26 protein-coding genes and 1 pseudogene are annotated in these 26,091 nt (G+C 67.6%); 19 read left to right on the top strand and 8 right to left on the bottom strand.

Features of this window, described 5'->3' with window-relative positions:
• The first annotated feature begins 71 nt into the window (after window positions 1-71).
• Complete coding sequence (locus ENSA7_RS26520) at window positions 72-1,751, top strand: ABC transporter substrate-binding protein (protein ID WP_181234132.1); 1,680 nt, start codon at window positions 72-74, stop codon at window positions 1,749-1,751.
• Window positions 1,752-1,792: 41 nt separating this feature from the next.
• Here the strand turns inward: ENSA7_RS26520 and ENSA7_RS26515 are convergent, their stop codons facing one another.
• On the bottom strand, window positions 1,793-2,341 hold the full coding sequence (locus ENSA7_RS26515) for an HD domain-containing protein (protein WP_106092144.1): 549 nt from the start codon (window positions 2,339-2,341) through the stop codon (window positions 1,793-1,795).
• A gap of 128 nt (window positions 2,342-2,469) precedes the next feature.
• Here ENSA7_RS26515 and ENSA7_RS26510 point away from each other — a divergent pair, with 128 nt between their 5' ends.
• On the top strand, window positions 2,470-2,955 hold the full coding sequence (locus tag ENSA7_RS26510; protein WP_106092143.1) for a hypothetical protein: 486 nt from the start codon (window positions 2,470-2,472) through the stop codon (window positions 2,953-2,955).
• 16 nt (window positions 2,956-2,971) lie between these two features.
• Here the strand turns inward: ENSA7_RS26510 and ENSA7_RS26505 are convergent, their stop codons facing one another.
• Both ENSA7_RS26505 and ENSA7_RS26500 read right to left on the bottom strand, forming a co-directional pair.
• Window positions 2,972-3,862 (bottom strand): patatin-like phospholipase family protein, encoded by an 891-nt coding sequence (locus ENSA7_RS26505; RefSeq protein WP_106092142.1) that lies wholly within the window; start codon window positions 3,860-3,862, stop codon window positions 2,972-2,974.
• 29 nt (window positions 3,863-3,891) lie between these two features.
• Complete coding sequence (locus tag ENSA7_RS26500; RefSeq protein ID WP_106092141.1) at window positions 3,892-5,295, bottom strand: cytochrome P450; 1,404 nt, start codon at window positions 5,293-5,295, stop codon at window positions 3,892-3,894.
• Window positions 5,296-5,421: 126 nt separating this feature from the next.
• On the opposite strand from ENSA7_RS26500, the gene ENSA7_RS26495 reads away from it, so the two are divergent.
• The 10 genes from ENSA7_RS26495 to ENSA7_RS26450 all read left to right on the top strand — a co-directional run bounded on the left by ENSA7_RS26495 (window position 5,422) and on the right by ENSA7_RS26450 (window position 11,686).
• Window positions 5,422-6,225: a BtpA/SgcQ family protein gene (locus ENSA7_RS26495; RefSeq protein WP_106092140.1), complete on the top strand. Its 804-nt coding sequence runs from the start codon at window positions 5,422-5,424 to the stop codon at window positions 6,223-6,225.
• 147 nt (window positions 6,226-6,372) lie between these two features.
• Entirely contained in the window at window positions 6,373-6,714 is a 342-nt protein-coding gene (locus ENSA7_RS26490) for a hypothetical protein (RefSeq protein WP_146158155.1), read from the top strand.
• A gap of 83 nt (window positions 6,715-6,797) precedes the next feature.
• Complete coding sequence (locus tag ENSA7_RS26485) at window positions 6,798-7,745, top strand: SPM autocatalytic domain-containing protein (RefSeq protein ID WP_106092138.1); 948 nt, start codon at window positions 6,798-6,800, stop codon at window positions 7,743-7,745.
• A gap of 53 nt (window positions 7,746-7,798) precedes the next feature.
• On the top strand, window positions 7,799-8,374 hold the full coding sequence (locus ENSA7_RS26480) for a helix-turn-helix domain-containing protein (protein ID WP_106092137.1): 576 nt from the start codon (window positions 7,799-7,801) through the stop codon (window positions 8,372-8,374).
• A 90-nt stretch (window positions 8,375-8,464) separates the two neighbouring features.
• The gene (locus ENSA7_RS26475) at window positions 8,465-8,920 is read left to right on the top strand and encodes a hypothetical protein (RefSeq protein ID WP_146158154.1); all 456 of its coding nucleotides are present in this window, start codon (window positions 8,465-8,467) and stop codon (window positions 8,918-8,920) included.
• Between the two features lie 212 nt (window positions 8,921-9,132).
• Window positions 9,133-9,648 carry a 30S ribosomal protein S6 gene (rpsF, locus tag ENSA7_RS26470; protein WP_181234131.1) on the top strand — a complete coding sequence of 172 codons (516 nt, stop codon included), beginning with the start codon at window positions 9,133-9,135 and terminating at the stop codon, window positions 9,646-9,648.
• Between the two features lie 5 nt (window positions 9,649-9,653).
• Window positions 9,654-9,905: a 30S ribosomal protein S18 gene (gene rpsR, locus ENSA7_RS26465; protein WP_106092182.1), complete on the top strand. Its 252-nt coding sequence runs from the start codon at window positions 9,654-9,656 to the stop codon at window positions 9,903-9,905.
• Window positions 9,906-9,913: 8 nt separating this feature from the next.
• Entirely contained in the window at window positions 9,914-10,363 is a 450-nt protein-coding gene (gene rplI, locus ENSA7_RS26460; RefSeq protein WP_106092181.1) for a 50S ribosomal protein L9, read from the top strand.
• A 113-nt stretch (window positions 10,364-10,476) separates the two neighbouring features.
• On the top strand, window positions 10,477-11,016 hold the full coding sequence (locus tag ENSA7_RS26455) for a pseudouridine synthase (RefSeq protein ID WP_106092180.1): 540 nt from the start codon (window positions 10,477-10,479) through the stop codon (window positions 11,014-11,016).
• A 118-nt stretch (window positions 11,017-11,134) separates the two neighbouring features.
• Window positions 11,135-11,686, top strand: coding sequence for a hypothetical protein (locus ENSA7_RS26450; protein ID WP_146158153.1), 552 nt, complete (start codon window positions 11,135-11,137; stop codon window positions 11,684-11,686).
• A gap of 16 nt (window positions 11,687-11,702) precedes the next feature.
• On the opposite strand, the gene ENSA7_RS26445 is transcribed toward ENSA7_RS26450, so the two are convergent.
• Window positions 11,703-13,151, bottom strand: a complete 1,449-nt coding sequence (locus tag ENSA7_RS26445; RefSeq protein ID WP_106092133.1) for a hypothetical protein — start codon at window positions 13,149-13,151, stop codon at window positions 11,703-11,705.
• Between the two features lie 112 nt (window positions 13,152-13,263).
• Here ENSA7_RS26445 and ENSA7_RS26440 point away from each other — a divergent pair, with 112 nt between their 5' ends.
• The 4 genes from ENSA7_RS26440 to ENSA7_RS26425 all read left to right on the top strand — a co-directional run bounded on the left by ENSA7_RS26440 (window position 13,264) and on the right by ENSA7_RS26425 (window position 16,994).
• Window positions 13,264-14,424, top strand: a complete 1,161-nt coding sequence (locus ENSA7_RS26440) for an alpha/beta hydrolase family protein (protein ID WP_106092132.1) — start codon at window positions 13,264-13,266, stop codon at window positions 14,422-14,424.
• A gap of 91 nt (window positions 14,425-14,515) precedes the next feature.
• Entirely contained in the window at window positions 14,516-15,007 is a 492-nt protein-coding gene (locus ENSA7_RS26435; protein WP_106092131.1) for a hypothetical protein, read from the top strand.
• Between the two features lie 69 nt (window positions 15,008-15,076).
• Window positions 15,077-15,700 carry a Coq4 family protein gene (locus ENSA7_RS26430; RefSeq protein ID WP_106092130.1) on the top strand — a complete coding sequence of 208 codons (624 nt, stop codon included), beginning with the start codon at window positions 15,077-15,079 and terminating at the stop codon, window positions 15,698-15,700.
• 157 nt (window positions 15,701-15,857) lie between these two features.
• On the top strand, window positions 15,858-16,994 hold the full coding sequence (locus ENSA7_RS26425) for an SMP-30/gluconolactonase/LRE family protein (protein WP_106092129.1): 1,137 nt from the start codon (window positions 15,858-15,860) through the stop codon (window positions 16,992-16,994).
• Here the strand turns inward: ENSA7_RS26425 and ENSA7_RS26420 are convergent.
• Together ENSA7_RS26420 and ENSA7_RS26415 are read right to left on the bottom strand one after the other, a co-directional pair.
• Entirely contained in the window at window positions 16,991-18,661 is a 1,671-nt protein-coding gene (locus ENSA7_RS26420) for a vWA domain-containing protein (RefSeq protein WP_146158152.1), read from the bottom strand. The two genes, ENSA7_RS26425 and ENSA7_RS26420, sit on opposite strands and share 4 nt — an antisense overlap.
• Window positions 18,662-18,706: 45 nt before the next feature.
• Complete coding sequence (locus ENSA7_RS26415) at window positions 18,707-20,173, bottom strand: TIGR02996 domain-containing protein (protein ID WP_106092127.1); 1,467 nt, start codon at window positions 20,171-20,173, stop codon at window positions 18,707-18,709.
• 103 nt (window positions 20,174-20,276) lie between these two features.
• Here ENSA7_RS26415 and ENSA7_RS26410 point away from each other — a divergent pair, with 103 nt between their 5' ends.
• Together ENSA7_RS26410 and ENSA7_RS26405 are read left to right on the top strand one after the other, a co-directional pair.
• The gene (locus tag ENSA7_RS26410; protein WP_146158151.1) at window positions 20,277-20,792 is read left to right on the top strand and encodes a hemerythrin domain-containing protein; all 516 of its coding nucleotides are present in this window, start codon (window positions 20,277-20,279) and stop codon (window positions 20,790-20,792) included.
• Window positions 20,793-20,921: 129 nt separating this feature from the next.
• Window positions 20,922-21,971, top strand: a complete 1,050-nt coding sequence (locus ENSA7_RS26405) for an STAS domain-containing protein (protein WP_244923919.1) — start codon at window positions 20,922-20,924, stop codon at window positions 21,969-21,971.
• Window positions 21,972-21,977: 6 nt separating this feature from the next.
• Here the strand turns inward: ENSA7_RS26405 and ENSA7_RS46180 are convergent, their stop codons facing one another.
• Together ENSA7_RS46180 and ENSA7_RS26395 are read right to left on the bottom strand one after the other, a co-directional pair.
• The gene (locus tag ENSA7_RS46180; protein WP_372237572.1) at window positions 21,978-23,240 is read right to left on the bottom strand and encodes a phosphatase PAP2 family protein; all 1,263 of its coding nucleotides are present in this window, start codon (window positions 23,238-23,240) and stop codon (window positions 21,978-21,980) included.
• Window positions 23,241-23,630: 390 nt separating this feature from the next.
• A complete protein-coding gene (locus ENSA7_RS26395) occupies window positions 23,631-25,502 on the bottom strand; it encodes a hybrid sensor histidine kinase/response regulator (protein WP_106092124.1) in 1,872 nt (623 codons plus the stop codon).
• A 408-nt stretch (window positions 25,503-25,910) separates the two neighbouring features.
• Here ENSA7_RS26395 and ENSA7_RS42500 point away from each other — a divergent pair.
• A pseudogene (locus ENSA7_RS42500) lies at window positions 25,911-26,091 on the top strand (hypothetical protein); the annotation flags it as partial.

The following is a 26,091-nucleotide window of genomic DNA, read 5'->3' as shown; positions in this document are numbered from 1 at the left end:
CACGTCAATCTGCGTCATGGTCCACCGCTTGGGCCACCCGCCTCACTGGCTGGAGCGTAGGGTTCTTGGGCATGGCCATCGCCGTGCCTGGCTGTTCGCTGATCTTGGGCGGCGACGGCGGCTTCCTTCAGTGTCAAACCGACAGCGACTGTGACCAGTTCACGGGCGACTGGGTGTGCGATGTCGCGAACAACACCTGCGTCGAGGACAGCGTCGCCGACGACACCGCCACCGACACGGAGACCGGCGACGGCGACGGCGACGGCGATCCAACCGGTGACGGCGACGGCGACGGCGACGGTGATGGCGACGCGGCCTGCACGACCCACACGGAGTGCGTCGACCTTCACAACGAGAACTGGATGTGTGGCTGCAGCGGCACCTGCGTCAACGCGCTGACCCCCCAGTGCCAGCTGGTCAAGTGGCCCAACGACACCCCCCAGGACAACGTCGTGTTCGTCGGCTCGATCATGCCGACCTCGCCGCCGTTCGACACCCTGGTGCTGCCGCTGCAAAACTCGATGCAGCTCGCAATCGCGGACTTCAACAAAGAGGCCCAGCTCCCGGGCGGCGAGAAGATCGCATGGGTCGCCTGTGACTCGGTCGCCGGCACCCAGGCCGTGCAGGTCGCCCAGCATCTCGTCGACAACGTGTGCGTGCCCGCGATCGTCGGCCCCGTGTTCTCGGAGGCCGTGATCGCCGTCTCGGAGATGGTCACGATCCCCGCCGGGGTGTTCACCATCACCCCAACCGGCACCAGCAAGAAGATCACCGACCTCGTCGACGACGACCTGGTCTGGCGCCCGATCGCCAGCGACATCTACCAGGCCGAGGCGATCGCCGATCGGCTCGAGGCGATCGCGGAGCCCGGCGACAACGTCGTGATCCTCAACAAGAACGACGAGTACGGGAACTCGCTCTCGCTCGACGCCTACGCCAAGACCATGGGCGTCAACGTCACCGACGTGTTCGCCTACGACCTGCAGCTGGATCCGAACGATCCGATCGCCGACGTCGCCGATCACATCGCCAACACGATCTTCACCGACGGTGGCGCGAACCCGCCAGAGGTCATCGTGCTGGTCGGAACCAGCGAGGTCCAGGCGTTCATGCTTGGCTACCTGCAGGCGATCTCGGTCATGCAGCCCCCGCCGTTTCCAAAGTTCTTGGTCTCGCACGGCGCGGTCCCGTCGATGGTCGACGTGATCAAGCACCCGCTCGTCATCGACGAGGACATGACCCAGCAGCTGCTGTACTCGATCCTTCAGGGGGTCGCGCCGATCATCTTCGACGAGCAGAACTTCACGGCGTTCAACACCCGCTACATGGTCAAGTTCATGGAGACGAACTCGATCTCGACCTCGTCGCTGGCCTACGACTCGGCGCTGGTCACGATGTTCGCGATGGCCGCGATCCCTGACGGTCAGGCGATCACCGGGGCCAACATCGCCGCGCAGATGAGCAAGCTCGTCGATCCAGAGGGCGTCTTCATCAGCTTCGGCCCCGAGATCAACACGACCTTCATCAAGACCGCCGTCAACGCGCTCTCGGTCGGGGGCACGGTCGATCTCAAGGGTGTCTCCGGCGAGCTCAGCTTCGACCTGACCACGGGCGACGTCCGCACCGACTTGATCGGCTGGCAGCCCGAGCCGATCAACGCCAACCTCGACACCCCGGGACTGGTGCCCAAGCGCGTGTACGTCCTCGATCCCGAGCCGGCCACTGCTGGCACGTGGATGGAGCTGCCTTAGTACCGCGATAGTACCGCGAGAGTTCCGCGCCCGCCCCCAATCTACCCCAGCTCGACCGAGCGACGCAGCCGCGAGTCAGCCCCCGCGGCCACGCGCTCGAACACCGCGTCCGCGATCTCGAACACCCGCCAGCGCGGTTGCGCCGTCTGGTGGGCGAGGTGCTCGATCACCCGATCCTCGAGCTCGATCACGCGCTTGCCCTTCCACAGCTTGTCGGCGAGCGCGACGAGCAGATCCTCGAGCGCGAGACTCGGCGAGCTCCAGTTCGCGTGGGTGATGCAGAATCGAGCCAGGTGCTCGGGCACGCGCCGGTCGATCAGCAGCGCTCGTCCGGCCAGTTCATGGGCGTGACCGGGTCCGCTGAGCTCCGCTGGATGCACGAGCTTGCCGACGTCGTGCAGCGCCGCGCCGATCTGGATCTCACCCGCATCGAAGCGGGCTCCGAGCTTGCGAGCGAGCGCGTCCGTCAGCTCGATCGCAGCCTCGAGCACGAGCTCATGGTGGCGAAGCAGCCGCGCGGGGACCTGCAGATCCACCAATAGCGCGAGCGCGTCAGTGCCAGTTTCGAGCCTGGGTTTTGGGGCGTTCATTCAAACAATGCTCTCGACAGAAATAGGTGCCTGCAAAGATTACGGCGCTCGGCCGATCAACGCGATGCACAACAATTCTGCGGGGACGGTCGCGTTGACAATGGAGAGTCTCGCACCATCCTCGCGGCATGCACCAGACCACGATGAACGTCGTGCTTGCGCTGTCATGCGCACTACTCACCATGGCCGCCTGTGAGGGCACCAAGGTCGACGACCAGGCCGGCAAGGAGATCGATCGCGCCGCCGACAAGGTCGAGGTAGAGGCCAGGCAGGCAGGCGAGAAGATCGAGGCCAAGGTCGAGGCCGCTGGCGACAGGATCGAGGGCGCTGCCGCGGAGCTCCGCGGGGAGGCGCGGGCCGAGTGGGAGCGTGCCGAGGTCCGGATGTCGGAGCTCGACGAGCGGTTCGCCGACGCCAAGCGCGACGCCCAGGCCAAGCAGCGAAAAGTAAGCGCAGACGTCGAGCGTGACGTCGAGCAGGCGATGTCCAAAGCCAAGGCCAAGGCCGAGGCCGCCAAGAACGCGGCCGCCGACAAGGCGGACCAGGCGATCAAGGAGCTCAACGAGGCGCTCGACGAGCTCGACAGGAAGATCGAGGCCTACGAGACCAAGTAGCTCTGACCAAGTAGCTCTAGCCGGTCTTTGCGTGGGTGGCCGCACCCACGAACGCGTGGACCCGATCCAGCAGCGCCATGCCATCGCGGGCGCCGAGCTCGATCGCCGCGATCACCCGTTCCGGCGAGGTGTAGTCCCAGACCCGCACGGGCAACGGCGCGCGCGCGGCCAGATACAGCACCATCGCGCCATCCACCCACTGCACGGGGCGCTCGGGTACACGCACGTGATGGCTGACCAGACACAGCACGCGTGAGCCTGGCCCTCGCGCCGGCTCCGGGAGCGCCCGGATCGGCACATTGTCGATCAAGCCTCCATCGAGATACCGACGCCCGGCCCGGCGCTGAATCGGCGTGATCGGTGGAATCGTCGACGACATCAGGGTCCAGTCCAGCAGTTGCTGCACGCTCTGGGCCTCGTGCGAGCTCACGACCTCCAGGCCCAGTCCTGGCGGCAGCTGCCGCGGGCCGTGCAGAACGCCGCGACGCCGACGATCCGCGAACGCCCGAACCGCGGCCCAGCTGGTCGAGACAAACGGATGTCCGGCCTCCACGTAGCTCAACAGGATGTGGACCGGAGCGCCCTCGCGGACCTGATCAAACCCGCGATCGCGGAGCACGAAGCGGACCGCGTCGCGGTAGATCTCGTCGTGCGGAAACGGTCGCTGGGCCCGCAGCGCGCGGTCCAGGTAGAAGTTGCGCTGGTTGGCCGCGACGCTCTGGAGGAACCGAGTGAAGGTGTCCTCGAACCGACCCGAGACCTGGGTGAGGGCAAACGCCGCGCCCGCGCTCGCGCCCGCCCAGTGCTCGATCGGCGGGAGCGAGGCGCTGATCGATCGCAGCACCCCGTTGGCCCAGAAGGCCTTGCAGCCGCCACCAGAGAGCACGATCGAGAAGCGACCGGACATGCCGCTAGTATACCCCGGAGAAGGCTAATCTAGGCGGCCGCGATCACGCGCTTGTGCGAGCGTCGGCGGTAGCGAAGTCGGCAGGGATGGCGCGGCCCAACGAGCAAGCGCGAGTAGTCGGGCGCGTAGCTGTCCTCGACCGGCTCGAAGTCAAAATTGCGCAGCAGGTGGCTCCACAGGGCGCGCAGCTGCAGCTGGGCAAACATGATGCCCATGCAGCGATGCCGGCCGGCACCAAACGGGATCCACGCCATCGGGTTCTTCTTGTCCTCGTTGCGTGGATCCATGAACCGGGTCGGGTCAAACCGCTCCGGCTCGGGGAACACCTCGGGCATGTAGTGCGACACGGTCGGCGAGGCGAAGATCATGCTCCCATGCGGGATGTCGTAGCCGCCGAAGCTGAAGTCGTTGACGACCTTGCGCATCATCACGACGATCGGTGGGTACATGCGCAGCACCTCTTTGATCGTCGCGTCGAGCTTGGGCATCGCGCGGAGGTCCTCGAGCGTGAGCTCGTCGCGATCACCGAGCAGCGCGCTCTGCTCGGCGCGCAGCTCGGCGACCCACTCGGGGTGCTGGGCGAGCAGGATCCCCGTCCACGAGAAGGTCACCCCGCTGGTGTGGTGGCCGGCGAACATGATCGTGAGCAGCAGGCCGCTGATCTCGTCTTCGCTGAGCTTGCGGCCGTCCTTGTAGCTGGCGTCCATCAGGCTCTGCAGCATGTCCTCGCCGACGGTGCCGCGGCTGCGCCGGTCGTCGACGATCTTGCTGATCAGCTCGACCATCCGCGCGCGGGCCTTGTCGCGCTTGCGAAACGCGGGCGTCGGCAGGTTGGGGGCCATGAACGCGAGCGCGCTGAGGCCCGCCTCCATGTCGGCGTAGAGCTTCGCGAACTCGCCCGAGAGCTGCTGGCGAAATTCATAGCCGAGCAGCGAGCGGCTCGAGGTGTAAATCGTGAGCTCGTTGCCGACCGCGTACATGTCGACGACGCCGAAGTCGTCCCAGCTCGAGAAGTAGTCGACCGCCTCGTCGATGAAGCCCTGCGCGTAGGTTCGCATCTGGGCCTCGCGCAGCGCCTCGTGGAAGAACCCCAGCTGCTCTTTCATGATCGGCGGTGGCGCGTCGTAGGCGATGCCCTTGCCGAAGATCGGCGTCATCAGGCGGTAGGCCTCGGCCTGGCTGACGTCGTCGTCGCTGATCCGAAAGAACTTCTCTTGCGCCTTGGCGCCCGTCATCACGATCGCGTCGGTGCCCGGCATCGAGATGGTGCACAGATCACCGTGCAGCCGTCGGGCTCGGGTCATGAGGGCGATCGGATCGTTGCGAAACTCGAGGGCGTGGCCCAGCAGCGGCAGCCCACCCTCGAGGCGCGGCGGCAGCTTGGGTTCGGGGATGCTGGGCTTGCTCGGGGCAGAAAAGATCGTGCGGCGCATGGCGAGAGGAGCAGCTCCTGGCGGGACCTTAGCGGCGCGATGGCGGGGACAACAGCGAAGCGGGCGACCGTGTGCCAGGGATCACCTTGGTGGACGCGGCGCGGCGAGTCCCGCTACCTTCTCTAGGTGCACTTGCGCGGACTGATCGGCGTCGTTCACTTGCCGGCCCTGCCCGGGGATCCGGCCTACCGAGCGGGCGGGTTCGCGGGCGCCTACGCGCGGGCCTGGGCCGACGCGGAGGCGCTCGTCGCTGGCGGCGTGGCCGGGTTGATCGTCGAGAATTTTGGCTCGGCGCCGTTCGTCAAGGGCAGCGCCGGGGACCGCACGCCACCCCAGCAGGCGGCGGCGCTGGCCCTGGTCTGCGAGCGCAGCAAGCAGCTCGGGGTCCCGGTCGGGGTCAACTGTCTGCGCAACGACGCCCACACGGCGCTGGGGATCGCGGCCGCGTGTGGGCTCGACTTCATCCGCGTCAACGTGCACACGGGCGCATATGTCACCGACCAGGGCCTGATCGAGGGCGAGGCCGCCACCACGCTGCGCCAGCGCGAGCTGCTTGGGGCCCGGTCCGTGCAGATCTGGGCCGACGTGCTGGTCAAGCACGCGACCCCGCTCGCCCCGCTCGAGCCCGAGACGGCGACCCACGACTGTATCGACCGGGGGCTCGCCGACGCGGTGATCGTGACCGGAGCCGCGACCGGGGCTCCCGTCGACGTGGCCCTGCTCGAGCGCGTGCGCGGGGCGGCCTCGGGCCGACCGGTCGTGATCGGCTCCGGCCTGGGGCCCCACAATGCGCAGGCATTGCTGCCTCACGCTGACGCCGCGATCGTCGGGACCTGGTTCAAGCGCGGGGGCGTGGTCCGCGAGGCCGTGGACCCCAAGCGCGTGCGCGACCTGGTCGAGCGCTGCAGTGAGTTGTTCGCGTCCGTGTGAGCCTGTTCTCACGGCGCCATCGAGCCAGCGCGACTGCCCGCGACCGGAGCCACGAGCCTGGCCCGAGCTGAACACAGCCGGTTTCTCACGCAGAATTTCTATCGCCGTGGGGGATGGTCGGGGCGTGTGGGTGAGCTACAGTGCCGCGTGGCTTTCGAGTACGAACGCGCAGCCGCGCTCCGGATCCTCCAGGGCATCGAACAGGGCCTCCTGTCGACGGCCGACTCGTACACCTTGGTCGAAGAGGCCGACCCCACGCTGGTCTACTTGATCATCACGTGGCTGCGGACGCGGTATCGCTCCGACCCGGCAGCGGAGGGCGTGATCGGGCGGCTGGTCGAGCTGTGTGAGGCCTACCCAGCGGTCACGGAGATGGTCAAGCAGGGCAAGGAAGACTCGGTCGTCGAGTGGTTCGAAGACGGCTACTCGTACCGAGCGCTCGAGGCCGAAGAGTTCGTCGACCTGATCGTCGACAAGCTCGAGAGCTAGCGCGAGCTTCTGCGCGGGGTCGTGATCGATCCAGCCGTCGCGCGGCACATCATGTTGGAGGCCGGCCTCGCCGGACCCATGACATGAAGACGCCTCGCCTGACCTCGATCCTCTCCTGCGCGCTGCTTGCCAGCCTGACCCTGGCCGGCTGCGATCGCACCATCGAGACCCTGGACTCCGGTGGGCCCTTGGACGCCATGGGCGCGCCCAGCGATGGCGACTCTGAGACTCCGACCGGCGATGCGTGCAGCGTGCCCGGCGAGGCCATCACGTGCGGCGATGACGAGTCCACGGCGTACTGCAGCCTCATCGAGAGCGAGCAGGCCCTACAGTTCGGCCCTTGCCTGACGCTGGAGGAGCGCGAGTGCGAGCCTGGCGACTGGAAGCACGTTCCAGGACCGGCGGCGCCGCCAGTCGACGAAGAAGAGGACTGGGGAGATCCCTGCAGCGGCACCGACTATCTGTGCGAGATCGAGGGCGGCGTGCCCTACTGGGCCGAGCAGTACTGCGACACCCCGCTGGTGTTGAGCTTCGACGCCTCACCAGTAGAGATGATCGCCGCCGAGTCGACCCCAGCTGCGACCTTCGACATCTCGATGCGCGACGACTCGTGCATCAGCACCGACTGGCCGAGCGCCGTGACGCCGTGGCTGGTCGTCGATCTGGACGGCAACGGCAGCATCGACGGGGGCCACGAGCTGTTCGGCTCGGGCACCAGCTTGGTCGACGGCAGCCACGCTCGCAACGGCTTCGCGGCCCTGGCCGAGTTCGACGCCGACGGCGACGACGATGTCGACGGCGCCGATCCACGGTTTGCAGAGCTGATGCTGTGGCGGGACTGGGACGCCGATCGGGTGTCGACCCCCGATGAGCTCACGTCGCTGCTCGACAGCGGCGTCGAGCGCCTGCCGGTCGAGTTCGAGATCGCCGTCGAGTGCGACGAGCGGGGTAACTGTGGGGTCCAGCGCGCGGCCTTCGAGCACAGCGGCGGCGTCGGAGAGCTGGTCGACGTGTATCTCACTTGCCACTGACGAGCGGTCGACCCTCACTCGCGCGTGGCCGTGAACCACGCCAGACTGCCGCCGTGATCGACGAACACGTCGCAGCCAACCTCGCCGAGAACATCCGCTCACTCCGCGACGGGCGTGGGCTCTCACAGGGCCAATTGGCCAAGGCCGCCGGGATCCCGCGTCCGACGTGGACCAACCTCGAGTCCGGCAGCGCCAACCCGACGCTGGCCGTGCTGCTCAAGGTCGCGGCCGCGCTGCACGTGCGCCTCGAAGAGCTGTTGGCACCCCCGCGCGGGATCGGGAAGATCTACAAGGCGTCCGAGCTGACGGTTCGCAGGCGCGGCAAGGTGACCGTGCGCAAGCTGCTGCCCGAGGTCCTGCGGGGCCTCGACATCGAACGGTTCGAGCTGGCCGTGGGCGCGACGATGATCGGCGTGCCGCATACGGCCGGCACTCGCGAGTACCTGACCTGCGAGCGGGGCAGCGTGGAGCTGTCGGTGCGCGGGCGCAGCTTCACGCTCGAAGCTGGCGATGTGGTCGTGTTCGCGGGGGACCAGCAGCATGGCTATCGCAACGTCGGGCGGGGGCTCGCCGTCGCGCACAGCGTGGTGACCTTCGCCCCTCGCAGCGACTCGGACGAATTTCTATAGTCAGCGTCTGACGACCCTTGCAGCCTGATGTTTCGGGAGTAGTGTTCCGCGATGAAGCGTGCTGCTTGGAGTGTTTGGCTTGTCGTGCTCATGTCAGCTTGCCCAGCCGAGGAGGCCGAAGAATGCCTCGGCACCGTTCCGGACGATCCAGAGTCCCTGCCAACGCGAGCGCTCGAGCTCGGCGAACTCCACAATCGGAAGTTCAGCTCCTATCAAGATGGCGACGTGGTCGAGGTCGAGACCGGGGGGCAGGGCTTTCAGATGATCACGCCCTACGTCGAGATCCCGCTCATGAAGGGCGACTCGGACACGGAGTGCTGGTGCATCTCGGGCCAGTTCGTCGACGAGCCGATCGGACCCGACGCCTGGAACAACGAGTACTGCATCGGGCTGACCTTCGAGGAGGTCGACGGGCGCATGCGGGTCGGCCCGGTGATCAGCATCCTCGACGGCAGCGAACCTCGCGGGGTGCCGTTGCTGTTTCAGGTCCGCGTGGCGGGCCAGAACTTCACGGCCTCGAGCACGGTCGAGCTGGTGCTGAGGTAGCGAGGCGTCAGCTGGCGCTGATCGCGGGCACCTGAACGCGCACGGATGTGCGCGAGAGCACGGGCCCGCCGCCGCCGACCACCCCGCGCGACTGCCCCTCTACTTGTCAATCCACACTGCTTCGCGTAGATCAGCCGCCCCCCAGGGACCACGTCCCTGGGCTCCTTGCTCCGCGGATGGTCCGCGGGGCCTCACGTCCAAGAGGAGACCCAATGGCAGAAGCACAAATCCGGTCTTACGGCGCCCTGCGAAACACGCAGCGCGAGTTCGAGACCACGCTGATCCTACGCCCCGACAGCAACAAAGACGGCATCGCCAGCATCGTCACGCGGATCCAAGCGATCTTCGCGAAGAACGGCGGCCGGATGCAGAAGATCGACAACTGGGGTCTGCGGACCTTGGCCTACCCGATCGAGACCAACAAGCGCGGCATCTACCTGTACATCCGCTTCCTTGGCGGCTCGGACATGGTCAAGGAGCTCGAGCGCAACCTGCGAATCTGGGACAACGTCATGCGGTACCTGACCGTGGTGATCGACGGCGACGTCGACCCGGCGGCGCGGCCCAGTGACGTCGACGACCAGACCCTCGACGCGGCCTCCGATGTCTCGGCCGATCCGCTCGACATCGAAGCCGAGAAGGCTGCGGCGCTGAGCGCAGAGATCCACGACGCGGACGACGACGACGACCGCGATGACGACGACGACGACGACGAGGAGGAAGAGTAATGTCCATGTCTGAAGACACCGACGAACGTGAAGGCGGACGGCGCGGGAGCCCGCGTCGCAAGCGCGTATCTCCGCTGGCCGACCCCAACGTCGTCATCGACTACAAGAACCCGCAGCTGCTCAAGCACTTCCTCACCGACCGCGGCAAGATCGTCCCGGCCCGGATCACTGGGGTCACCGCGCGTCAGCAGCGATCGATCACCAAGGCGATCAAGCGCGCGCGCTTGCTCGCCCTGCTCCCCTACTCGGTGCAGTGATGGCCATGCTGCAGATCATTTTGACCAAGGATGTCGACAACCTCGGCCGCGCCGGGGAGCTCGTCCGCGTCAAGCCCGGCTACGGCCGCAACTACCTGCTGCCCCGTGGGCTCGCGTTGCTCGCAACCAAGTCCAACCTCGCGCAGCTCGATCACCATCGGCGCGAGATCGCGTCGCAGCAAGCCAAGCTCCGCACCGAGCTCGAGGCCAAGGCCGAGAAGCTCAAGGAGGCCGTCGTCTCGATCCCCCGCAAGATCGGCAGCGAAGGCAAGATGTACGGGTCGGTCTCGACCAAGGACATCTCCGAGGCACTCGCCGCGCAGAACGTCGAGCTCGATCGCCGGCTGATCAAGCTGAGCGAAGCGATCAAGCTGGTCGGTGAGCACGAGGTCGAGGTCCGGTTCTCGGCCGACGTCTCGGTCTCGATCAAGGTCGAGATCATCGGCGTGCCGGCCTAGTCGCCGCGCTCGTCGCCGCGTTTCCTGGCGGAGCTTCCGCCGGGTAAAGAAGAGGGACCGTCACGGTCCCTCTTTTGTTGTTGGAGCGGTTGGTCGATGGGAAGCTCGAGCTCGTGGCCAGGGTGTTGCTGTTCAATAAGCCCTACGGGGTGTTGACTCAGTTCAGGGCCCAGGGGGATGTCCAGACCCTGGCCGCGTACATCGACGTCCCCGGGGTCTACGCGGCGGGGCGGCTCGACAAGGACTCCGAGGGGCTGCTGGTGCTGACCGACGACGGCGCGCTGCAGCATCGAATCAGCGCGCCCAAGCACAAGATGGTCAAGACCTACTGGGTGCAGGTCGAAGGCGAGCCTCGCGACGAGGCCCTGGCCGCCCTGCGCGGGGGCGTGGAGCTCAAGGACGGGTGGACCAAGCCCGCGAAGGCGCGACGGCTGGCGGCGCCGAGCGTGTGGCCGCGCGACCCACCGATCCGCGAGCGCAAGTCGATCCCCACCGCGTGGCTCGAGCTGAAGCTCAAAGAGGGTCGCAACCGGCAGGTGCGGCGGATGACGGCCGCCGTGGGTCATCCGACCTTGCGATTGATCCGCTACGCGGTCGGCCCGTGGACGCTCGAGGGCATCGCTCCCGGCCAGTTCGTCGAGCTCTGCGCTTGATGTTCTTTGGGGGCTAGCTTGACCCCGGTGAGGTTCTGGCCCACACTTCGACCAGTGGTCAGACCAGCGGTCTGAGTCAGGCCAAGCGACACCCCAGCAGCTCCCCGAGGAGATCCTCATGCAGGCTTCCACGACACTTTCGCCCAGCGTCCCCACCCAGATGGTGGTCCCAGAGTTCGGCATGCGCGGTCAGTACCAGATCGCGGGCACGTCGATGACCCTTCGCGAGGGCCTGGCCGAATACTATCGGGTCAACCCGGGGCTCGCGGACCCGGCCCAGATCGACGACGTGGCCAGCGCGACCTTCTTCCACAACCACGATTGTACCCACGTCGTGTTTGGAACCCACACGGGGATCCTCGATGAAGGGGTCAACGACATGTGGACGCTGTTCGGGGCGGACATTCGTTTGCGTGACTACTTCAAGGCCTACATCTCGACCGAGGAGTCCAAGTCAATCAACAAAGAATTCCTGAAGTGGTCGGTGTTCTCGCTGTTCTGGCGCACGCTCCGGCTCACCCCCAAGGTCTGGCGACACACACGGGCCATGACCCGCAAGTGGCCGTGGACACCGCCACCCGAGCTCATGGACCGACCGCTGCGTGAGATCCGGGAGCTCTACGGGATCGAGGTATTTCGCCCGAATGTCGCGTTGGGGCTCGAGGATTGATTCACCGATTGGGCGATCACCAGCCCAGGTCGGCCTCGATCATCTCGATGATCGCGTCGCGTGACGTGTCGCCTACGGTCTCACCGAGCGACACGCCCTCCTCGTAGTCGTCGTTGAGCCCGGTCATCCACTCGTCGCTCGGCACGAAGTAGCCGAGCGCGTCGCCAGCGTTGCCGAGCACGGCCTTGTAGGGGGCCGCCATCGCGTCTTTGATCGGCAGGCCGCAGCGCGTGAGCGACTCGCCCGGGAACGCGACGATCTGCGCCTGGGTCCCGAGCCGCACATAGGTCGACTGGGTGATCACCGACGACGCCAGGCCGTTTTGGATGAAGTCGTAGTCGAGGATGCCCAGCTGCCCGGCCAGGTTGAACAGCGCGTTGTCGACCGGCAGCTCCCACTGAGCGTGGTCATGGACCAAGATCGGCTCGACCGGGACCGCGTCGGCGAGCATGAGCTCGGCCTGCGCGGCCACGTAGCTGCCGTAGGCCTCGGCCCGCGCGAAGTCGTCGGCGTACATCCCCTCCGGCACGTCGGGACTGACGTCGCCGAGGATGCCGTTGAAGAACACCACTGGCGCGCCCGTGCTGGCCTCGAGGGTGTCGACCGCGTAGCCGCAGTAGTCGCGCGAGAGCTCGGTGTTGTCGGACCCGATGATCACCGGGTGCGCGGCGAACGACATCATCGTGCCGAGCAGGGCCGCGTCGGACTTGCGGTGGGCCTGCAACACGAACACGGTGTCGTCGGTCATCGGCCAGTCGCGGCGGTTGCGGTTGGCCGCCGTCGAGTTGCTGACGCTCAGCTCGGCCGGCTGTCGGGTCTCCCAGGCCGCGAGCATCGAGCCCACGGTCTCGATCGTGACCTTGGAACGGTAGCTGTCGCCGACCCCACCCCACAGGCCTTGAAAGTCCGGGCCCGAGTGCGAGTGGGTGGTTGCAATGATGATGCGATCCTCCGCGAGCCCGGTCAGGTTGGCGGCCTGGCTGCGGATCGCTCGGGTCCACTGGTTGCCCATGCCGATCGCGTCGACCACCGTGAAGATCACTCCCTCGTCGCCGATCCCGACCGCCATCGAGCGGGCGAACACGGAGTCGTGGATCCCCGTCGCGGGGCCGCCGACGAACGGCGCACCAAACCCGCCGAGGTAGACCGAGCCGAGCTGCGCCTGGCTGGGATCGACGTTGCGCACGTCGAAGCCGACGGCGAACTCGGGGTCGCCATCGCCATCGCCATCGCCATCACCATCGCCATCGCCATCGCCGGGATCACCATCACCATCACCATCGCCATCCCCGTCCCCGTCGCCCGTGGTCTGCGTGTCCTGATCCCCATCCCCGTCGCCAGCGGTCTCCGTGCCCGAACCGCTGGCGTCCTCGGACGCGGCGCCGCGATCGTCGGCGCAGCCGAACAGCAACACGAGGGACAGACAGGGCAGCAGGGACCAGTTACGCAGGTTGACGTTCAGCATCGACAGTTCTCGGGACGCAGCGACCGCGGAAGGGTCGCGCACCCGGCCCGGCTCGTCGAGCCCCCATGGTTTTTCCGATTGGGCGGCGCCCAGTGATAGGCTGACCGCCTACATGCGCTGTCCGATCGAGCTGACCACCCTCCTGTCGACCACCTTGCTGCTCGTGCCGCTGGGCGCATGCGCGGAGCCCTCGAGCGAGGACAGCAGCACCAACGCCGAGTCGAGCGACACCGACGCTGGCGACGGCGATGGGGATCCCGGCGACGGTGACGGTGACGGTGATGGCGATCCGGGCGACGGCGACGGCGAGCCGCTCGAGCCCCCCGCCCTGTCGCTGTGTGGAACCGAGCCGCCGCCCGGGGCCACGCTCGCGCCCGCGCTGCCGAGCTACGGCGGCCCAGGCAGCTGCCCCACGCTCGAGACCGGGGCCGAGGTCTTCAACATCATGCAGACCGAGCATGGTGAGCGGCGGTTCCTGGTCGTCGCGCCGAACGACGCGCAGGCCGACGAGGTGTTCCCGGTCATCTTCATGTACCACTGGCTCGGCGGCGAAGCTGTCGACTTCTACGAGCAGGCCGAGGCTCAGTACGCGGCCGACTACTATCGCTTCATTGCGATCATCCCCGAGGGTCGCGACGGCGACAGCGGCGTCCCGTTTCGCTGGCCGTTCTCAATCGCCGACGACGACGCCCAATTGGACGAGGAGTTCACGTTCCACGACGACATGCTCGCCTGCGTCGCCGAGCAGTTTGCCCTGGACAAAGAGTGTGTCTCGACCATGGGCGTGAGCGCCGGGGCGCTGTTCTCGGCCCAGCTCGCCAGCCGCCACGGTGATCACCTGGCGAGCTTGATGTCGCTGTCTGGGGGCACGGGTGGGGCGCTGATCAAGCCCTGGGTCCCCGCCGCCCATCGCATGCCCGCGCTGGTGTTGTGGGGTGGGCCCTCGGACCTGTGCCTGGGGGTGAACTTTGACAGCACCTCGATGGAGCTCGAGGCCGAGCTGCAAGCGGACAATCACTTCATCGTGGAGTGTGTGCACAACTGTACCCACGCCACGCCGCCGTTCGAGCCGGACGATCCCTCGCTGCCGACCTATGCCTCGACCTGGCAATTCGTGCTGGATCATCCCTATTGGCTCGAGGATGGGGAGTCGCCCTATACCGACTACGTCACCGCGACCGGCGGGCTGCCTCCGGCGTGGCCCGAGTGGTGCGCGATCGGGCCCGGGAACGCGATGATCCGCGAGGGCGAGTGCGGCGGGTCGCAGTGCTGAGCTAGCGAAAATCGCGCGAGTGAACCGGTCGCGGGTGTCGACAGACTGACGGCGGTGAAGGGCCTGCGGGCCCCGAGCAAGCGAACACCTGATGACTAAACTGACTCGTAATACGCTGTTTTTTGCCTGTATTGGGCTTCTTCCGGGGGTCCTGGGCGCCTGTCCATCGGCTGATGATGTCGGGGAGGACGAGACTGGCGAGACCGACATGGGCGACGGAGACGGGGACCCGGGGGACGGGGACCCTGGCGACGGCGACGGTGATCCCGGCGACGGCGACGGTGATCCCGGCGACGGCGACGGTGATCCCGGCGACGGCGACTCCGCGGAGGCGGCCTGCATGACGACCTGCGCGACGATCGATAGCTGCGACGCGGCCCCCAAGGTCCCTATGTGCGTAGAGGAGTGCGTCGTCATGCACGAGGAGCTGGCGGACAAGCCGAAGTGCCTCGACGCCATGTTTGCCTTGACTGTGTGCGTGGGCAGCCTCGATTGTGCAGAGCTCGAGGAGTACTACACCAGCGAGGACCCGCCCTACCCCTGCATCGAGGAAGAACAAGCCCTCTGCGGGCAGTTCGGCTAACACCCCGGCGCGCGGGCAGCAGTCGTCCCGTGGTGGCCAGCGGCTGCGGCGTGGGACAAACTCGAGTGCGTGAGCGAGCTGAGCACCCTCGAGCTGCTGCGGAAGATCCGTGAGGCCCAGGCGAACCCTGCGTTGATCGGCGACGTGCCCGTCTACAAGGGTGAGCTGTCGCGGGCGCGCGCGCGGCCAGAGGTCGAAGCTCAGCTCGATCGCGTGCGGGGCTACGCGCCGCCCGTCGAGCTAGACGCGCTCGCGCAGCTGCCCGACGGCACCCTTGGCCGCGAGTATCTGCGGTTCTTGCAATCCAACGATCTGCACCCGATCACGCTGACCGGCAACTGCGATCCCGAGATGGTCGCGCGCAACGCCTTCACGGTTCGCTACGCGATCATTCACGACATGGTCCACGTGCTGACCGGCTTCGACGCGAGCTGGCCCGGCGAGGTCGGGGTCTGGGCCGTCGTCGGTGGCCAGAACTACAGCCGAGGGTTTCGGGTGGCGGCGTTCATGGCGTTGGTGGTCGCGCCGCTGCGCTGCCCGCTGCGGCTCGGCGAGGCGTGGCGGAGCTTTCGTCGGGGGTGGAGGATCGGCAAGCAGGCCAAGCTGCTGGTCGCGATTCGGCTCGAGGAGCACTTCGCTCGGCCGCTCGACCAGCTGCGCGCGGAGCTGGGGGTTGTTCTCAGCTCGGACTAGAGTACGGAGGCGCCCGACCCTCGCCGCAAACGAGCGCTTCAATCTACGCAGGCGCCCGCAAGCGGGTCAGAAGCCCGACCCGAGCTGAGAACAGCTCGAGGCGCTCGTTGGCAGCGAGGGGAATCGCTTCCTGCCGCGGTTCGGACTACGGTGGCCCATGCCGCGACGCCGCAAGCTCGTGCTCGTCTCCCTGGCCGCCGCCCTCGCCCTGGCGCTCGGGTGGGGTATCTACCTGCTGGTCCTCGCGGGTGAGCTGTCCAGGCTCGCGTACCACTCCGACGCCGAGTGCACGCGCGTCGAGGGCGTGGTCGGGGCCGAGGACCTCGCGTTCACCCGCGCGTCCGGGACCCCGGAGGGCGGCGTGTTCGTGTCGTCCGACGACCGCCGCGCCACGGTCGCGGGCACGCCCGTCCGCGGGGCGATCTACTATTACTCGCTGGCTCCGACCGCGCCCGGCGTCGCTGCCATTGAGGTCGCGAGCGGCGACGATCCAGAGCTATTTCACCCGCACGGCATCGGCGTGACCCCGGCGTCCGCCGAGCGCGAGCGCCTGTTCGTCGTCAACCACCCGCGCGCGTCGCTGTTCGGTCCCAACGACCACTCCGAAGGGCCCGGGCACACGATCGAGGTGTTCGACGTGATCAGCGAAGCCGGCCGGGTTCGCCTGGACCTGCAACACACGATCGCGGATCCCCTGTTGGTCAGCCCCAACGACGTCGCGCCGGTCGACGCCGAGCGCTTCTACGTCACCAACGATCACCTCGCGACCAGCAAGCTCGGCCACAAGCTCGAGGACTACGGTCGGCTCGCGCGCGGCCACGTGCTGTACTGGGACGGCGACGCGTTCTCGGTCGTCGCGGACGGCATCCTGTTCGCCAACGGCATCGACGTCAGCCGCGACGGCACGACCGTCTACGTCGCGTCCGTCACCGGGGCGCGCGTGCACGTGTTCGACCGCGACCCAAGCTCGGGCGCGCTGACGGCCCGCGAGCAGGTGCCGGTCCGCGGCCCCGACAACATCAATATCAGCGACGACGGCTCGCTGTGGATCGGCGCCCACCCCAAGCTGCTCACGTTCACGAGCTACGCCAACGATGCCGCCAAGCGCTCGCCCTCGCAGGTGTTTCGGCTCTCGCAGACCGAGTCGGGCGCGTGGGAGACCGAGGACGTGTGGCTGTCCGATGGCAGCGACATCTCCGGCTTGAGCGTCGCGCTGGGGGTGGGGGAGGGCCGGTTCCTGGTCGGCTCGGTGTTCGACGCGTGGCTGCTCGACTGTCAGCGCGTGGTGGACTAGTTCAGCTCTGGGCAGTCGACCGCGGGCTCAGCCGAGACCACGCACGAGGCCACGGTCGAGGCTCCACTGGGCGGCAGCACGCCGGCGGCGTAGGCCAGCTGAAACTCGACGTTCGCGCCCAGATCGACGCAATACTCGGCGATGTCATCCAGCGCGTCGTCGGACTGGCCGCCAACGTCGGTCCGGGCGGCGAAGCAGACCTCGTCCTCGGTGCTGGGCATCACGTAGCTGCCCGAGGCCGGATCGACCGCGTAGGCACCCACGGCGTCCCGCAGGCACTCGGGCACGTCGCGAACCCCGAACCCGGGCACGTCTTGCTCGACCTCGCAGATCGCATCGATCAGCTCCGTGTCTGGGTTGGTGTCGGCGCCGCACTTGTAATAACAGGCCGGAATGATCTTGGATCGGATCTGATCCGCGATGGCCTCGAGCGCGCCGGTATAGTCGGTCGCGCAGATCGAGTGCAGGTTGTCCGGCGTGAAGCTGTTGGTGAAGTCGCGCAGGCGGGCCGGCGGCGCGGCGGCCTCGCCCAGCGGCCCGGTGCAGCCAGGGCCGATGCCAAAGTCGTGCTGGAACGCCGGGTCGCTGTCGCCGACGTCGGCGTAGACCAGCGAGCCGTCGGGTTGGACGCCGCCGATCAACGCGACGATGACCTCGGACTCGGCGTTGAGGGCCTGCTTGTCCTGCTCGATATCGCCGAGCTGGGCCACGTAGCGACTCAGCGGATGCAGCACCGCGTCGCTGGGATCGGTCGTGGGATCGCCGTCGACGTCCTTGTCGACCGGATCACAGCTGTCGTAGCCGCTGGGATCACCCACGCAGTCAACGCCCGCGTTCCAGCACACCGCCGAGCTTGGGAACATGTCAGCGGGGTCGGCCCAGAACACCTGGTTGCCGTCGGGCTCGAAGATCGACGCCCACGACTTGTTGTAGGAGCAGTCGGCCTCGTCGGTCACGAACACCACCGCCAGCAACGCGCTGCTGCGCATGAACCCGTAGCTGTCCTCGTCGGGGTTCCGCGCCCGGGTCAGGGCCAGATACATGCTCTCGAGCGGGCTCTCGAACCCACAGCCGTTGATGCCTTGGGGCCCGAAGCACCGAAACGCGTCGAAGGTGCTGGTCCCAGCGGGGATGTTGGTGAAGCCCTCGATCCGCTCGAGCCACGGGCGCGGCTTGGGGTTGGCGTCGTCCTGTGTGAGGGTGGGCTGGATCTCGAGCGCGGCAGCGTCGAGGGTGCAGATGTCGTTGCAGGCTAGATCGCTGACGTCTTCCTCGCCGTTGTTGAAGATGAAGTCGCCGAGCCGCTCGCGGCACGAGCTGAGCACGAGGTTGCCGGCCTCGGGCGTGGTCGAGCCGGGTGGACACCACGAGTTGCCGTTGTCCGTGGTCGTGATCCCGATCCGATAGTTCGCCTCCACGTCGTTGGCCTCGAGCACCTCGATGAACGCGCCAAAGTTGGCGGCGAGGTTGGCCTGCTCGGCGCCCATCGAGCCGGAGTTGTCGATCACGAACAGGATGTCGACGTCCTTGTTCTCGGTCAGCTGAAGCTGGTTCTCGGCCGCTGGCTCGGTCTCGAGCACGACGGGCACCAGCCCCGGGCTGCCACAGCCCGCAGCCCACGAGCACGACAGCACCAACGTCACAGCCAACCCTCCACGCACGGTCATGCCGACGATCATCGCACACTTGGGAGTTCGCGTGCGGGTCTGCGATCAGCTGTTCATCGATGCCCGGTCACCGAACCATTCGTCGATCGCGGCCCGGGTGGCTTCATCGGCGACCTTGCCCAGCAGCAGCTCAAACGGCTCGAAGTAGGGTGAACGCGCGAGCGCGGCGTAGCCATCATGGCTGAGCTTGCGGTTGTTGGCGAGGCGCAAGCGGGTGACATGGCGCAGCCCCGGCCACGCGGCGAGCTGCTCGAGCGCGGCGTTGGTCAGCTTGTTCGAGGACAGATCGAGCTCCGTGAGTCGCTCGAGGTTCGAGCTCACCAGCGCCGCGATCGCCTTGTCCGACAGCGAGCAGCCGTTGAGCTTCAGCGCAGTGAGCGAGGCGCCCGACGAGCTCGCGAGCAGCGTCGCCAGGCCCGCGTCACCGATCCTCGTGGTGCCGAGATCCACGTGCGTGAGGTGTTCAGCGCAGGCCGCCAGCAGCTCGGGTTTGGTGGCCAAGGCCTTGTTGCTGGTCAGCACCAGCTCCCGCAGCTTGGCGCTGGGCTGCGGGAACAAGGCCGTGAGCGCGTCGAGGGTGGTGGTCTGTGGAAGCGCGAGCCGCCGCAGTCGCGCGATCGGTGGCCAGCCTGCGAGCCGACCGAGGTGCGGCCCGAGCTCGTTGTTGCCCGCCAGCGAGAGCGCGCTCAGGTTGTCGAACACCGCAGCCTTGCGCAGCGACTCGAGTGATGGCTCGGTCAGCCGATTCTGGGTCAGGTCCAGGGTCTCGAGCGCCGCCAGGGTCGGCGCGCGGGCGAGCACCTCGAGGCCGGCGTCTCCGACCGCGCAACCCCGCAAGTCCAGGGCGCGCAGCTGTCCGATCGGCAGCGGCGGTGGGGCCACGTAGTCGTCGAACGACTGGCCCAGATCCGTCGCCTCGTTGGCCAGCAGCTGACACCCGCTCACGCCCAAGCTGCACTTGGCCAGCGACAGCTCGCTGACCTGGGGCAGTCCCCAGCCAAGCACGTGCGCGACGCTGTAGTCGGTGAACCATCCGTCAGCCTCGACGCCCAGCTGACGCCAGCCGCTGATCTCCGGGAAGCTCCGCTGCGCGTCGGGGATCGACTCCGAGACCAGCAGCGTCATGCCGTCCAGCGGCTCGAGCCGTGCGAGCTCGCCCGCGACCCGTGACGCGGTCTCGATGTCCATGGCCAGTCGGGACAGGAACCCGCGCTCGAAGGTCCATCGCCCGGTCCGCAGCGCGTGCTCGCGCCGATCTTCGGGTACGTCGAGCACCTCGAACAACGGCGCCAGCCAGGTCACGGCGTGGGTCGCCCGCAGTCGCTCGGTGCTGGCGCGCAGCAGCGGGTAGTCGGCGTCGAGTGGGTCCATGCCGTCGAGCCGGCACTGCTGGGTGATGAACGTGCCGCGCGGGTCACCTTCACCCATCAACAGATCCGCGTAGACCAGGCGTCGGGCGGCGTCGCCCGGTTCCGCGTGAATGGCTTGCAGCAGCGCAGTCTTTTGGCTCACGTCTGGGTTTTACCCCACCAACTCGCAGCGGTCCCCTGGGTCTCGAACCCCAGCCTGATCGGGCAGCTTGACCGTGCCGGGCGGCGACCCAGATCTTCAAGCCATGTCCGCGCCGTGCCTGTCGATCCCCCGCGAGCAGTGGCCCCACCACCCGCACTTTCCAGATCAGGTGTTGCTGCTCGGTTCGCACGCCAACTTTCTCCGCCTGAGCAGCTACCTGATCCGGGCGGCCGAGGCTGGTGAGGACCGAGGCGGGATCGCGTCCTCGTACCTGAGCTGGATCGCCGGCATGCGCAGCCACGAAGCGTACGAGGAGCGCAAGCTCTATCCCTATCTCGCGCGTCGTTGGGGCGTGAACTTCGACGTGGCCTGTGCCGGGCACGAGCTGCTGCATCGGCTCCACGACGACGTCGTCCTCGCGCTGTCACCCACCACTGAAGACCGAGCGGCGACACCTCCGCTGGCCGCGGCGCTGCGCCGCCACGACGCCGCGCTGGCCGAGCACCTCGAGCTCGAGGAGGACCTGGTGATCCCGTGCTTGCTCGCGCTCGAGCCTGAAGAATTTCACATATATACGATGTCGTCACTGCCGGCTCTCCTCGCCCAGCTCGATACGTAGATTGACCGATTGGTCCAGTGGCTCTTGGGGCGGTAGCGCCCCGGACCTCCGAGCCAATATTAAATGTCGCGAATCCAGGGTTGAGTTAATCTCATGTGGATCATAGATTTCTTCAGATCGAGCGTGAACATGGAAGCGACGACCTCATCCAACTTACCGTCCATCAACGTCCAAGGCGTGGGGTTCGAGTGGGACCCAGCAGACGGGCTGGTCCGCGTGTACGGCATGCCAGTGCTGACCATGTGGATCGAGTCCAGCCTCGTTGGCATGATGCTGGGCATGCAGCGCATGGTCGGCACCGAGCGGTTCAAGCTGTGCATGCAAAGAGGTGGGATCGAGAGCATCGAGGGTGATTGGGGGGTGATCTCCAGCGCCCCTAGCTTCGAGGCGGGCTTTCGTGCGCTCGCAGACTGTGCGGTGACCTGCGGGTGGGGTGATTGGAAGCTGCATTCACTCGATCGACGCGAGCGCGAGGCCATATTTCACGTGCGCAATAATTTCGAGGCCCTCTACCAGAAGGCGCTCGGCGTCGACTGGGGCACCGACATGACCGGTGGCAAGTTCGCGGGGTACTGCGCCCGGCTGTTCGGGGTCGACTGCTGGGCCACGCAGACCCGGTTTCAGGCCCGGGGCGACGAATACGACGAGATCCACGTCAAGCCGTCCACCATCTCGCTCGACGACCAGCTCAAGGCGTTGTTGCACTCGGGCGCAGCCACGGCGGCAGACCTCGCCGTCGCGCTCAAGCGCCTCGAAGACGAGAACCTCGAGCGCAGGCGCGCCGAGCGTGAGGCCCAAGAACGGCTCAGCATGATCGAGAGCCTGTCCGCGCCGATCCTCGAGGTCTGGGTCGGCGTGCTGGCGCTGCCGATCGTTGGCTCGCTGTCTGGTGATCGCGCGACCACGCTGATGGAGCGCCTGCTCAACGAGGTGCAGCGAACTCAGGCGCGACATGTGATCCTCGACGTCACCGGGGTCGAGGTCGTCGACACCCACACGGCCGACTCGATGCTCAGGGTCGCCCGCGCGATCGAGCTGCTGGGGGCGCAGTGCATCATCACGGGGATCCGGCCGGCGGTCGCCCAGACCATGGTCGCGCTGCAGGCCAACCTCGCAGACATCGTGACCCAGGCAACCTTGCGGCACGGGCTCGCGTACTGCATTCGCGCCAGCAAGTGACTCGGTCTACTCGAGCCCGCGCTTGTCGAGCTCAGCCCCGCGAGCCCGCGATAGCGCTGCCCAGCCTCGCGGACGACCATCCAATTCACAGCCAGGTGGGCCGACTCGTCGCGGGTGATTCGCTTGACGAAGTCGTCGAACCACGGGCTCCTGAGCGCGGGGTGGGTGCGCAAGAACGGCACGGTGCCCGCGTCCAGCATGGTCTCGAACACCGGGTTGGCGGTGGCGATGAGCAGGACGTCGGCATCCGACGCCGGGTCGAGGGCGTCGAACTCGTCGAGCACCAGCGAATTGCCGAGCCCGGGACGCCGAACGCAGGCGCCGTGGAGCGCGAGCACCCGGCGCAGGCCGTCGGCGTGGCGGCGCTCCTCGTCGGCGAAGTAGCCATAGAGCGCCCGCAGATCCTCGCTGGTCGAGGCCTTGGCCAGGATCGCGAAGTTCATACCCGCGATCTCCTCGATGTAGATGAGCTCGCTGATCAGGCGGACCAAGATCGGGTCGAGGGGCGGCAGCGGACCCTCGGGCCAGTCGACCTCGTCGAGACTCCACTGGTAGCCCTGCGCCGCCAGCCGCAGCTTGGCCGCGGCCTTCTCGTGGGCGTCCCAGGCGAGCGTGAGGCCCTCGGACCGGACCCAAGCTGGCGTGGTGGTGTCGCCAGCGAACAGCTTGGCCGCCGCCCACCAGGCACCAGGCCAACCCACCCACGATCATGCCGCTGGGGACGTCGACGACGAAGTGCTGCTTGGTCGTGAGCGTGGTGACGCTGATCGTCGCGGCCCACACCAGCGGCGCCCCGCGGGCGATCCACCGCCAAGCCCGGGCCCCGCCCGCGGTCCGGCGCTTCAGCGTGTCGGCCCAGGTCAGCGCGATGCCCCAGGCCAGCGCGACGTGCAGCGAGGGCAGACAATTTGTCGGGCTGTCCGCGTCGCGCACCCGCGCGAGCTCGCGGGCGCTGGCGCTGTCGAGCTCCGTCAGCGGATACAGCTCGCGCGGGAAGCTGGTCGGGACCAGGACAAACACCAGCGCGCAGGTGGCCGAGGCGATCAGGATCGTGGTCATGAGCCGCGCGCCGTCGGCCCGTGTGGGGATCGTGAGCCACGCGATCAGGCTCACCCAGGTGATCGTGCCGTACAGCCAGACTGTCCAGGGCACGAACGGCACCGCGCGGTCGAGGCTGGTCAGCGGGAGCACGTGGGGCTCGAACACGACGGCGCTGAGCTTGCCCACGGCGTAGCAGCACAACAACAGAACCAGGCTGAGCGCCCACATGCTCACGCGCTTGGCGACGTGGGCCAGCGACAGCGTGGCCCCGCTCAAGATCGCCGCTCCCCGAGCTCGAGCGCGAAGCTGGCGATCGTGTCTCGCGCGGGGCCGGGCGCCAGGGCCTGCAGCGCCATGATCGCTCGGTCCGAGTGCGAGCGCGCCCGCGCGTGGCAGTGGCCCGTCGCCCCGCTCGCAGGCCAAACCCGCGGGAGACCTGGATGACCAGCGCGCCCCCCAGCTTCGTGCGCGGCAGCGTCCACGGATCGCGCTCGAGCGCGACGAGCTCCAGCGCCTGCCGGACCGTGGGGTACACCGGCCGCAGCAGCGGCGCGTACCATCGAGCTTCGATGCCAGCGGTTGGAGCCACGCGCGGATTCTATCGCGTGTTCGTGCGCGTCACGGACCCACGCTCGCATGGACCAGCTGCAGCCCGTCGAGCACCTCGCGGACCGCCTGGGACAGGTCGCGCAGCGACACCGGCTTTTGCAGAAACTTGGCGCGACCCTGCTCGACCTGCGCGCGCAGATCCTCGACGTCGAGGTTCCCCGACATGAACATGACCGGCAGGCCCTTGGGTTGCGCCCCCGAGGGCTCGGCAAGCCGCTCGGCGAGCTGCGCGGCGAGCCGCTTGGCCATCTCGGCGCCGCCCATGCGGGGCATGGACAAGTCCGTGAGCACCAGATCGACCGCGAGTCCGGCGTCGAATAGCTCGAGCGCCTCGACCCCGTCGCACGCGGCCGTGACCGTGTAGCCCAGCGCCTGCAGGGTCTTGGTCATCGTCACGCGGACCCCGGCGTTGTCTTCGACGAGCAGGATGTTCTCGCTGCCGCGCGGCACCGCGTGCGGCCCTGAGTGCGTGCGCGTGAGCGGCCGCCGAACCAGCGGCAAGTGAACCCGAAAGCACGCGCCCCGGCCCGCTTCGCTCTCGACCTCGACGTTGCCGCCGCTCTGCCGGGCCACGCCGTACACGTTGGCCAGGCCCAGACCCGTACCGCTGCCGGCCCCCTTGGTGGTGAAGAAGGGCTCGAAGATCTGCGGCAGGATGTCGGCGGCGATCCCCGTGCCGCTGTCGCGGACCTCCAGGCAGGCGTAGCGTCCAGCCGCGAGCGGCTCGGCGGCCACGCTGAGCTCACGGACGCTGCTCGAGTAGCGCAAGAATCCGCCCTGCGGCATCGCGTCGGCAGCGTTGACGGCGAGGTTGACCAGCACTTGATCGAGCTGCGAGGGATCGAGCCGCACCCACGCGGGGATGTCGGGGACGTCGAATTCCAGCGTGATGTCGTGGCCGATCAGCCGGCGCAGCAGCTTGCCCGACTCGCGCAGGCGCTCGTTCAGGTCGATCACCTGCGGGCGGACCACCTGGCGCCGACTGAAGGTCATCAGCTGGGCGACCAGCTCGCGGGCCGACTGCGCGACTCCGAGGATCTCCGACACGCGCTCGCGGGAGCTCGGCGACAGCGTGCGATCGAGCGATAACAGCTCACCCGCCCCAAACACCACCGTGAGCAGGTTGTTGAAGTCGTGGGCGATGCCACCCGCGAGCCGACCCACGGCCTCCATCTTTTGGCTGTGACGGACCTTCTCCTCGAGCAGCCGCGTCTTGGTGAGATCCTCGAGCATCGCCATCGCGCCCGTCACCCGCTCTTCGGCGTCACGCAGCGGGGCCGTGTGCATGCGCGTCTCGACGCGCGAGCCATCTTTGCGCAGGCGCGTGCTCTCGACCCCGGTGAACCCCGAGCCACGCAGCACGACCTTGTCGAACAACTCCTCGAACTCGGGCCGCTCGTCCTCGGGCACCAGCGGATACGGCCGGCCCAAGATCTCCTCGCGCGTCCAGCCGAAGGTTCGCTCGGCCGCGCGGTTCCACATGACCACGCGCTGGCGCTCATCGACCGTGAGGATCGCCAGCGGCGAGGCCTCGATCACCGAGTCGAGAGTCTGCCGCGCGACCCGTAGCTGGCGCGCGAGCACGGTCTCGGTGTGCTTCCGCTCGGCGCTCACGCAGTACGCCACCGGCCCCGTCGTCGCGGTTCGGATCACGAGCTCGACCCGGGCGTCGCCGAGATCCTGCTGGACCGACGTCGCTGCACCACTGGGCAGCGGCAGCGGCGGTGCCCACCGGACCAGCTCGGACAGCACCCGCCCAACCGACACGCTCGCCCACGGCAGCTCGACGATCCGCGCGAAGTCGGCGTCGAACTCGAGCACGGCACCGTCCGCGTCGAGCAGACAGATTCCGACGTCGTGCTGGGTGCTCCCCACTCGCATCACAATAGCTCCGCGTTTTCACCGCTGCTGCGATTGCGAGCGCTTCTCTTCGTTGTTTTTGACCGCCTCGTAGATCACCTGCCCATCACCAGCAGATGCGGCGCCGGAGTGGTCACCAGCGCGAACGAGGCAGCGGCGATTTGAGGGGTCCCGCGTGGTGCGGACATCTCGAGTGGACCACTCCGGCCAGTGCCCTCAGTTGGAGATGGTGACCGGGTCCTCAGCGATTCGCTCACGGATCTTTGCCCGGATTGCTCGGCCGTCAGGGCGTCGACGGCCTCTCAGGTCAGCGCGCTTGCGCACCTCCGCCGCGCCTCGCGTGGCCGCGAGCTGCTCGTTCACGTCGTGGTCGCTCATCTCGGTCGAGATCGGATCCTCGGCGGCCGCACCGTTATCCTTCCGATCGTCATGCGCTCGTACCTGCCGATCTCCTTCGCCGCGCTCATCATGGTCGCCACGTACGGCTGCGCGGCCACGCCCACGAGTGGTGACCTCGGCGACACGCACGCCGAGACCAGCACCGTCGGGGACGGGGACGGGGATGGAGATGGGGATGGAGATGGAGATGGGGACGGAGATGGAGATGGGG

The organism is Enhygromyxa salina, assembly GCF_002994635.1.
Taxonomy (GTDB): Bacteria; Myxococcota_A; Polyangia; order Nannocystales; family Nannocystaceae; genus Plesiocystis; species Plesiocystis salina_B.
Note: the sequence above shows the minus strand (reverse complement) of the source record. Positions and strands in the feature narration are given on the sequence as shown.

Coding starts and splice junctions, on each gene's coding strand:
- ENSA7_RS26520 (WP_181234132.1), top strand. CDS start 72: ATGGCCATCGCCGTGCCTGGCTGTTCGCTGATCTTGGGCGGCGACGGC.
- ENSA7_RS26515 (WP_106092144.1), bottom strand. CDS start 2,341: ATGAACGCCCCAAAACCCAGGCTCGAAACTGGCACTGACGCGCTCGCG.
- ENSA7_RS26510 (WP_106092143.1), top strand. CDS start 2,470: ATGCACCAGACCACGATGAACGTCGTGCTTGCGCTGTCATGCGCACTA.
- ENSA7_RS26505 (WP_106092142.1), bottom strand. CDS start 3,862: ATGTCCGGTCGCTTCTCGATCGTGCTCTCTGGTGGCGGCTGCAAGGCC.
- ENSA7_RS26500 (WP_106092141.1), bottom strand. CDS start 5,295: ATGCGCCGCACGATCTTTTCTGCCCCGAGCAAGCCCAGCATCCCCGAA.
- ENSA7_RS26485 (WP_106092138.1), top strand. CDS start 6,798: ATGAAGACGCCTCGCCTGACCTCGATCCTCTCCTGCGCGCTGCTTGCC.
- ENSA7_RS26475 (WP_146158154.1), top strand. CDS start 8,465: ATGTCAGCTTGCCCAGCCGAGGAGGCCGAAGAATGCCTCGGCACCGTT.
- rpsF (WP_181234131.1), top strand. CDS start 9,133: ATGGCAGAAGCACAAATCCGGTCTTACGGCGCCCTGCGAAACACGCAG.
- rpsR (WP_106092182.1), top strand. CDS start 9,654: ATGTCTGAAGACACCGACGAACGTGAAGGCGGACGGCGCGGGAGCCCG.
- ENSA7_RS26450 (WP_146158153.1), top strand. CDS start 11,135: ATGCAGGCTTCCACGACACTTTCGCCCAGCGTCCCCACCCAGATGGTG.
- ENSA7_RS26445 (WP_106092133.1), bottom strand. CDS start 13,151: ATGCTGAACGTCAACCTGCGTAACTGGTCCCTGCTGCCCTGTCTGTCC.
- ENSA7_RS26440 (WP_106092132.1), top strand. CDS start 13,264: ATGCGCTGTCCGATCGAGCTGACCACCCTCCTGTCGACCACCTTGCTG.
- ENSA7_RS26435 (WP_106092131.1), top strand. CDS start 14,516: ATGACTAAACTGACTCGTAATACGCTGTTTTTTGCCTGTATTGGGCTT.
- ENSA7_RS26425 (WP_106092129.1), top strand. CDS start 15,858: ATGCCGCGACGCCGCAAGCTCGTGCTCGTCTCCCTGGCCGCCGCCCTC.
- ENSA7_RS26420 (WP_146158152.1), bottom strand. CDS start 18,661: ATGACCGTGCGTGGAGGGTTGGCTGTGACGTTGGTGCTGTCGTGCTCG.
- ENSA7_RS26410 (WP_146158151.1), top strand. CDS start 20,277: ATGTCCGCGCCGTGCCTGTCGATCCCCCGCGAGCAGTGGCCCCACCAC.
- ENSA7_RS26405 (WP_244923919.1), top strand. CDS start 20,922: ATGGAAGCGACGACCTCATCCAACTTACCGTCCATCAACGTCCAAGGC.
- ENSA7_RS46180 (WP_372237572.1), bottom strand. CDS start 23,240: ATGTGGGCGCTCAGCCTGGTTCTGTTGTTGTGCTGCTACGCCGTGGGC.
- ENSA7_RS26395 (WP_106092124.1), bottom strand. CDS start 25,502: ATGCGAGTGGGGAGCACCCAGCACGACGTCGGAATCTGTCTGCTCGAC.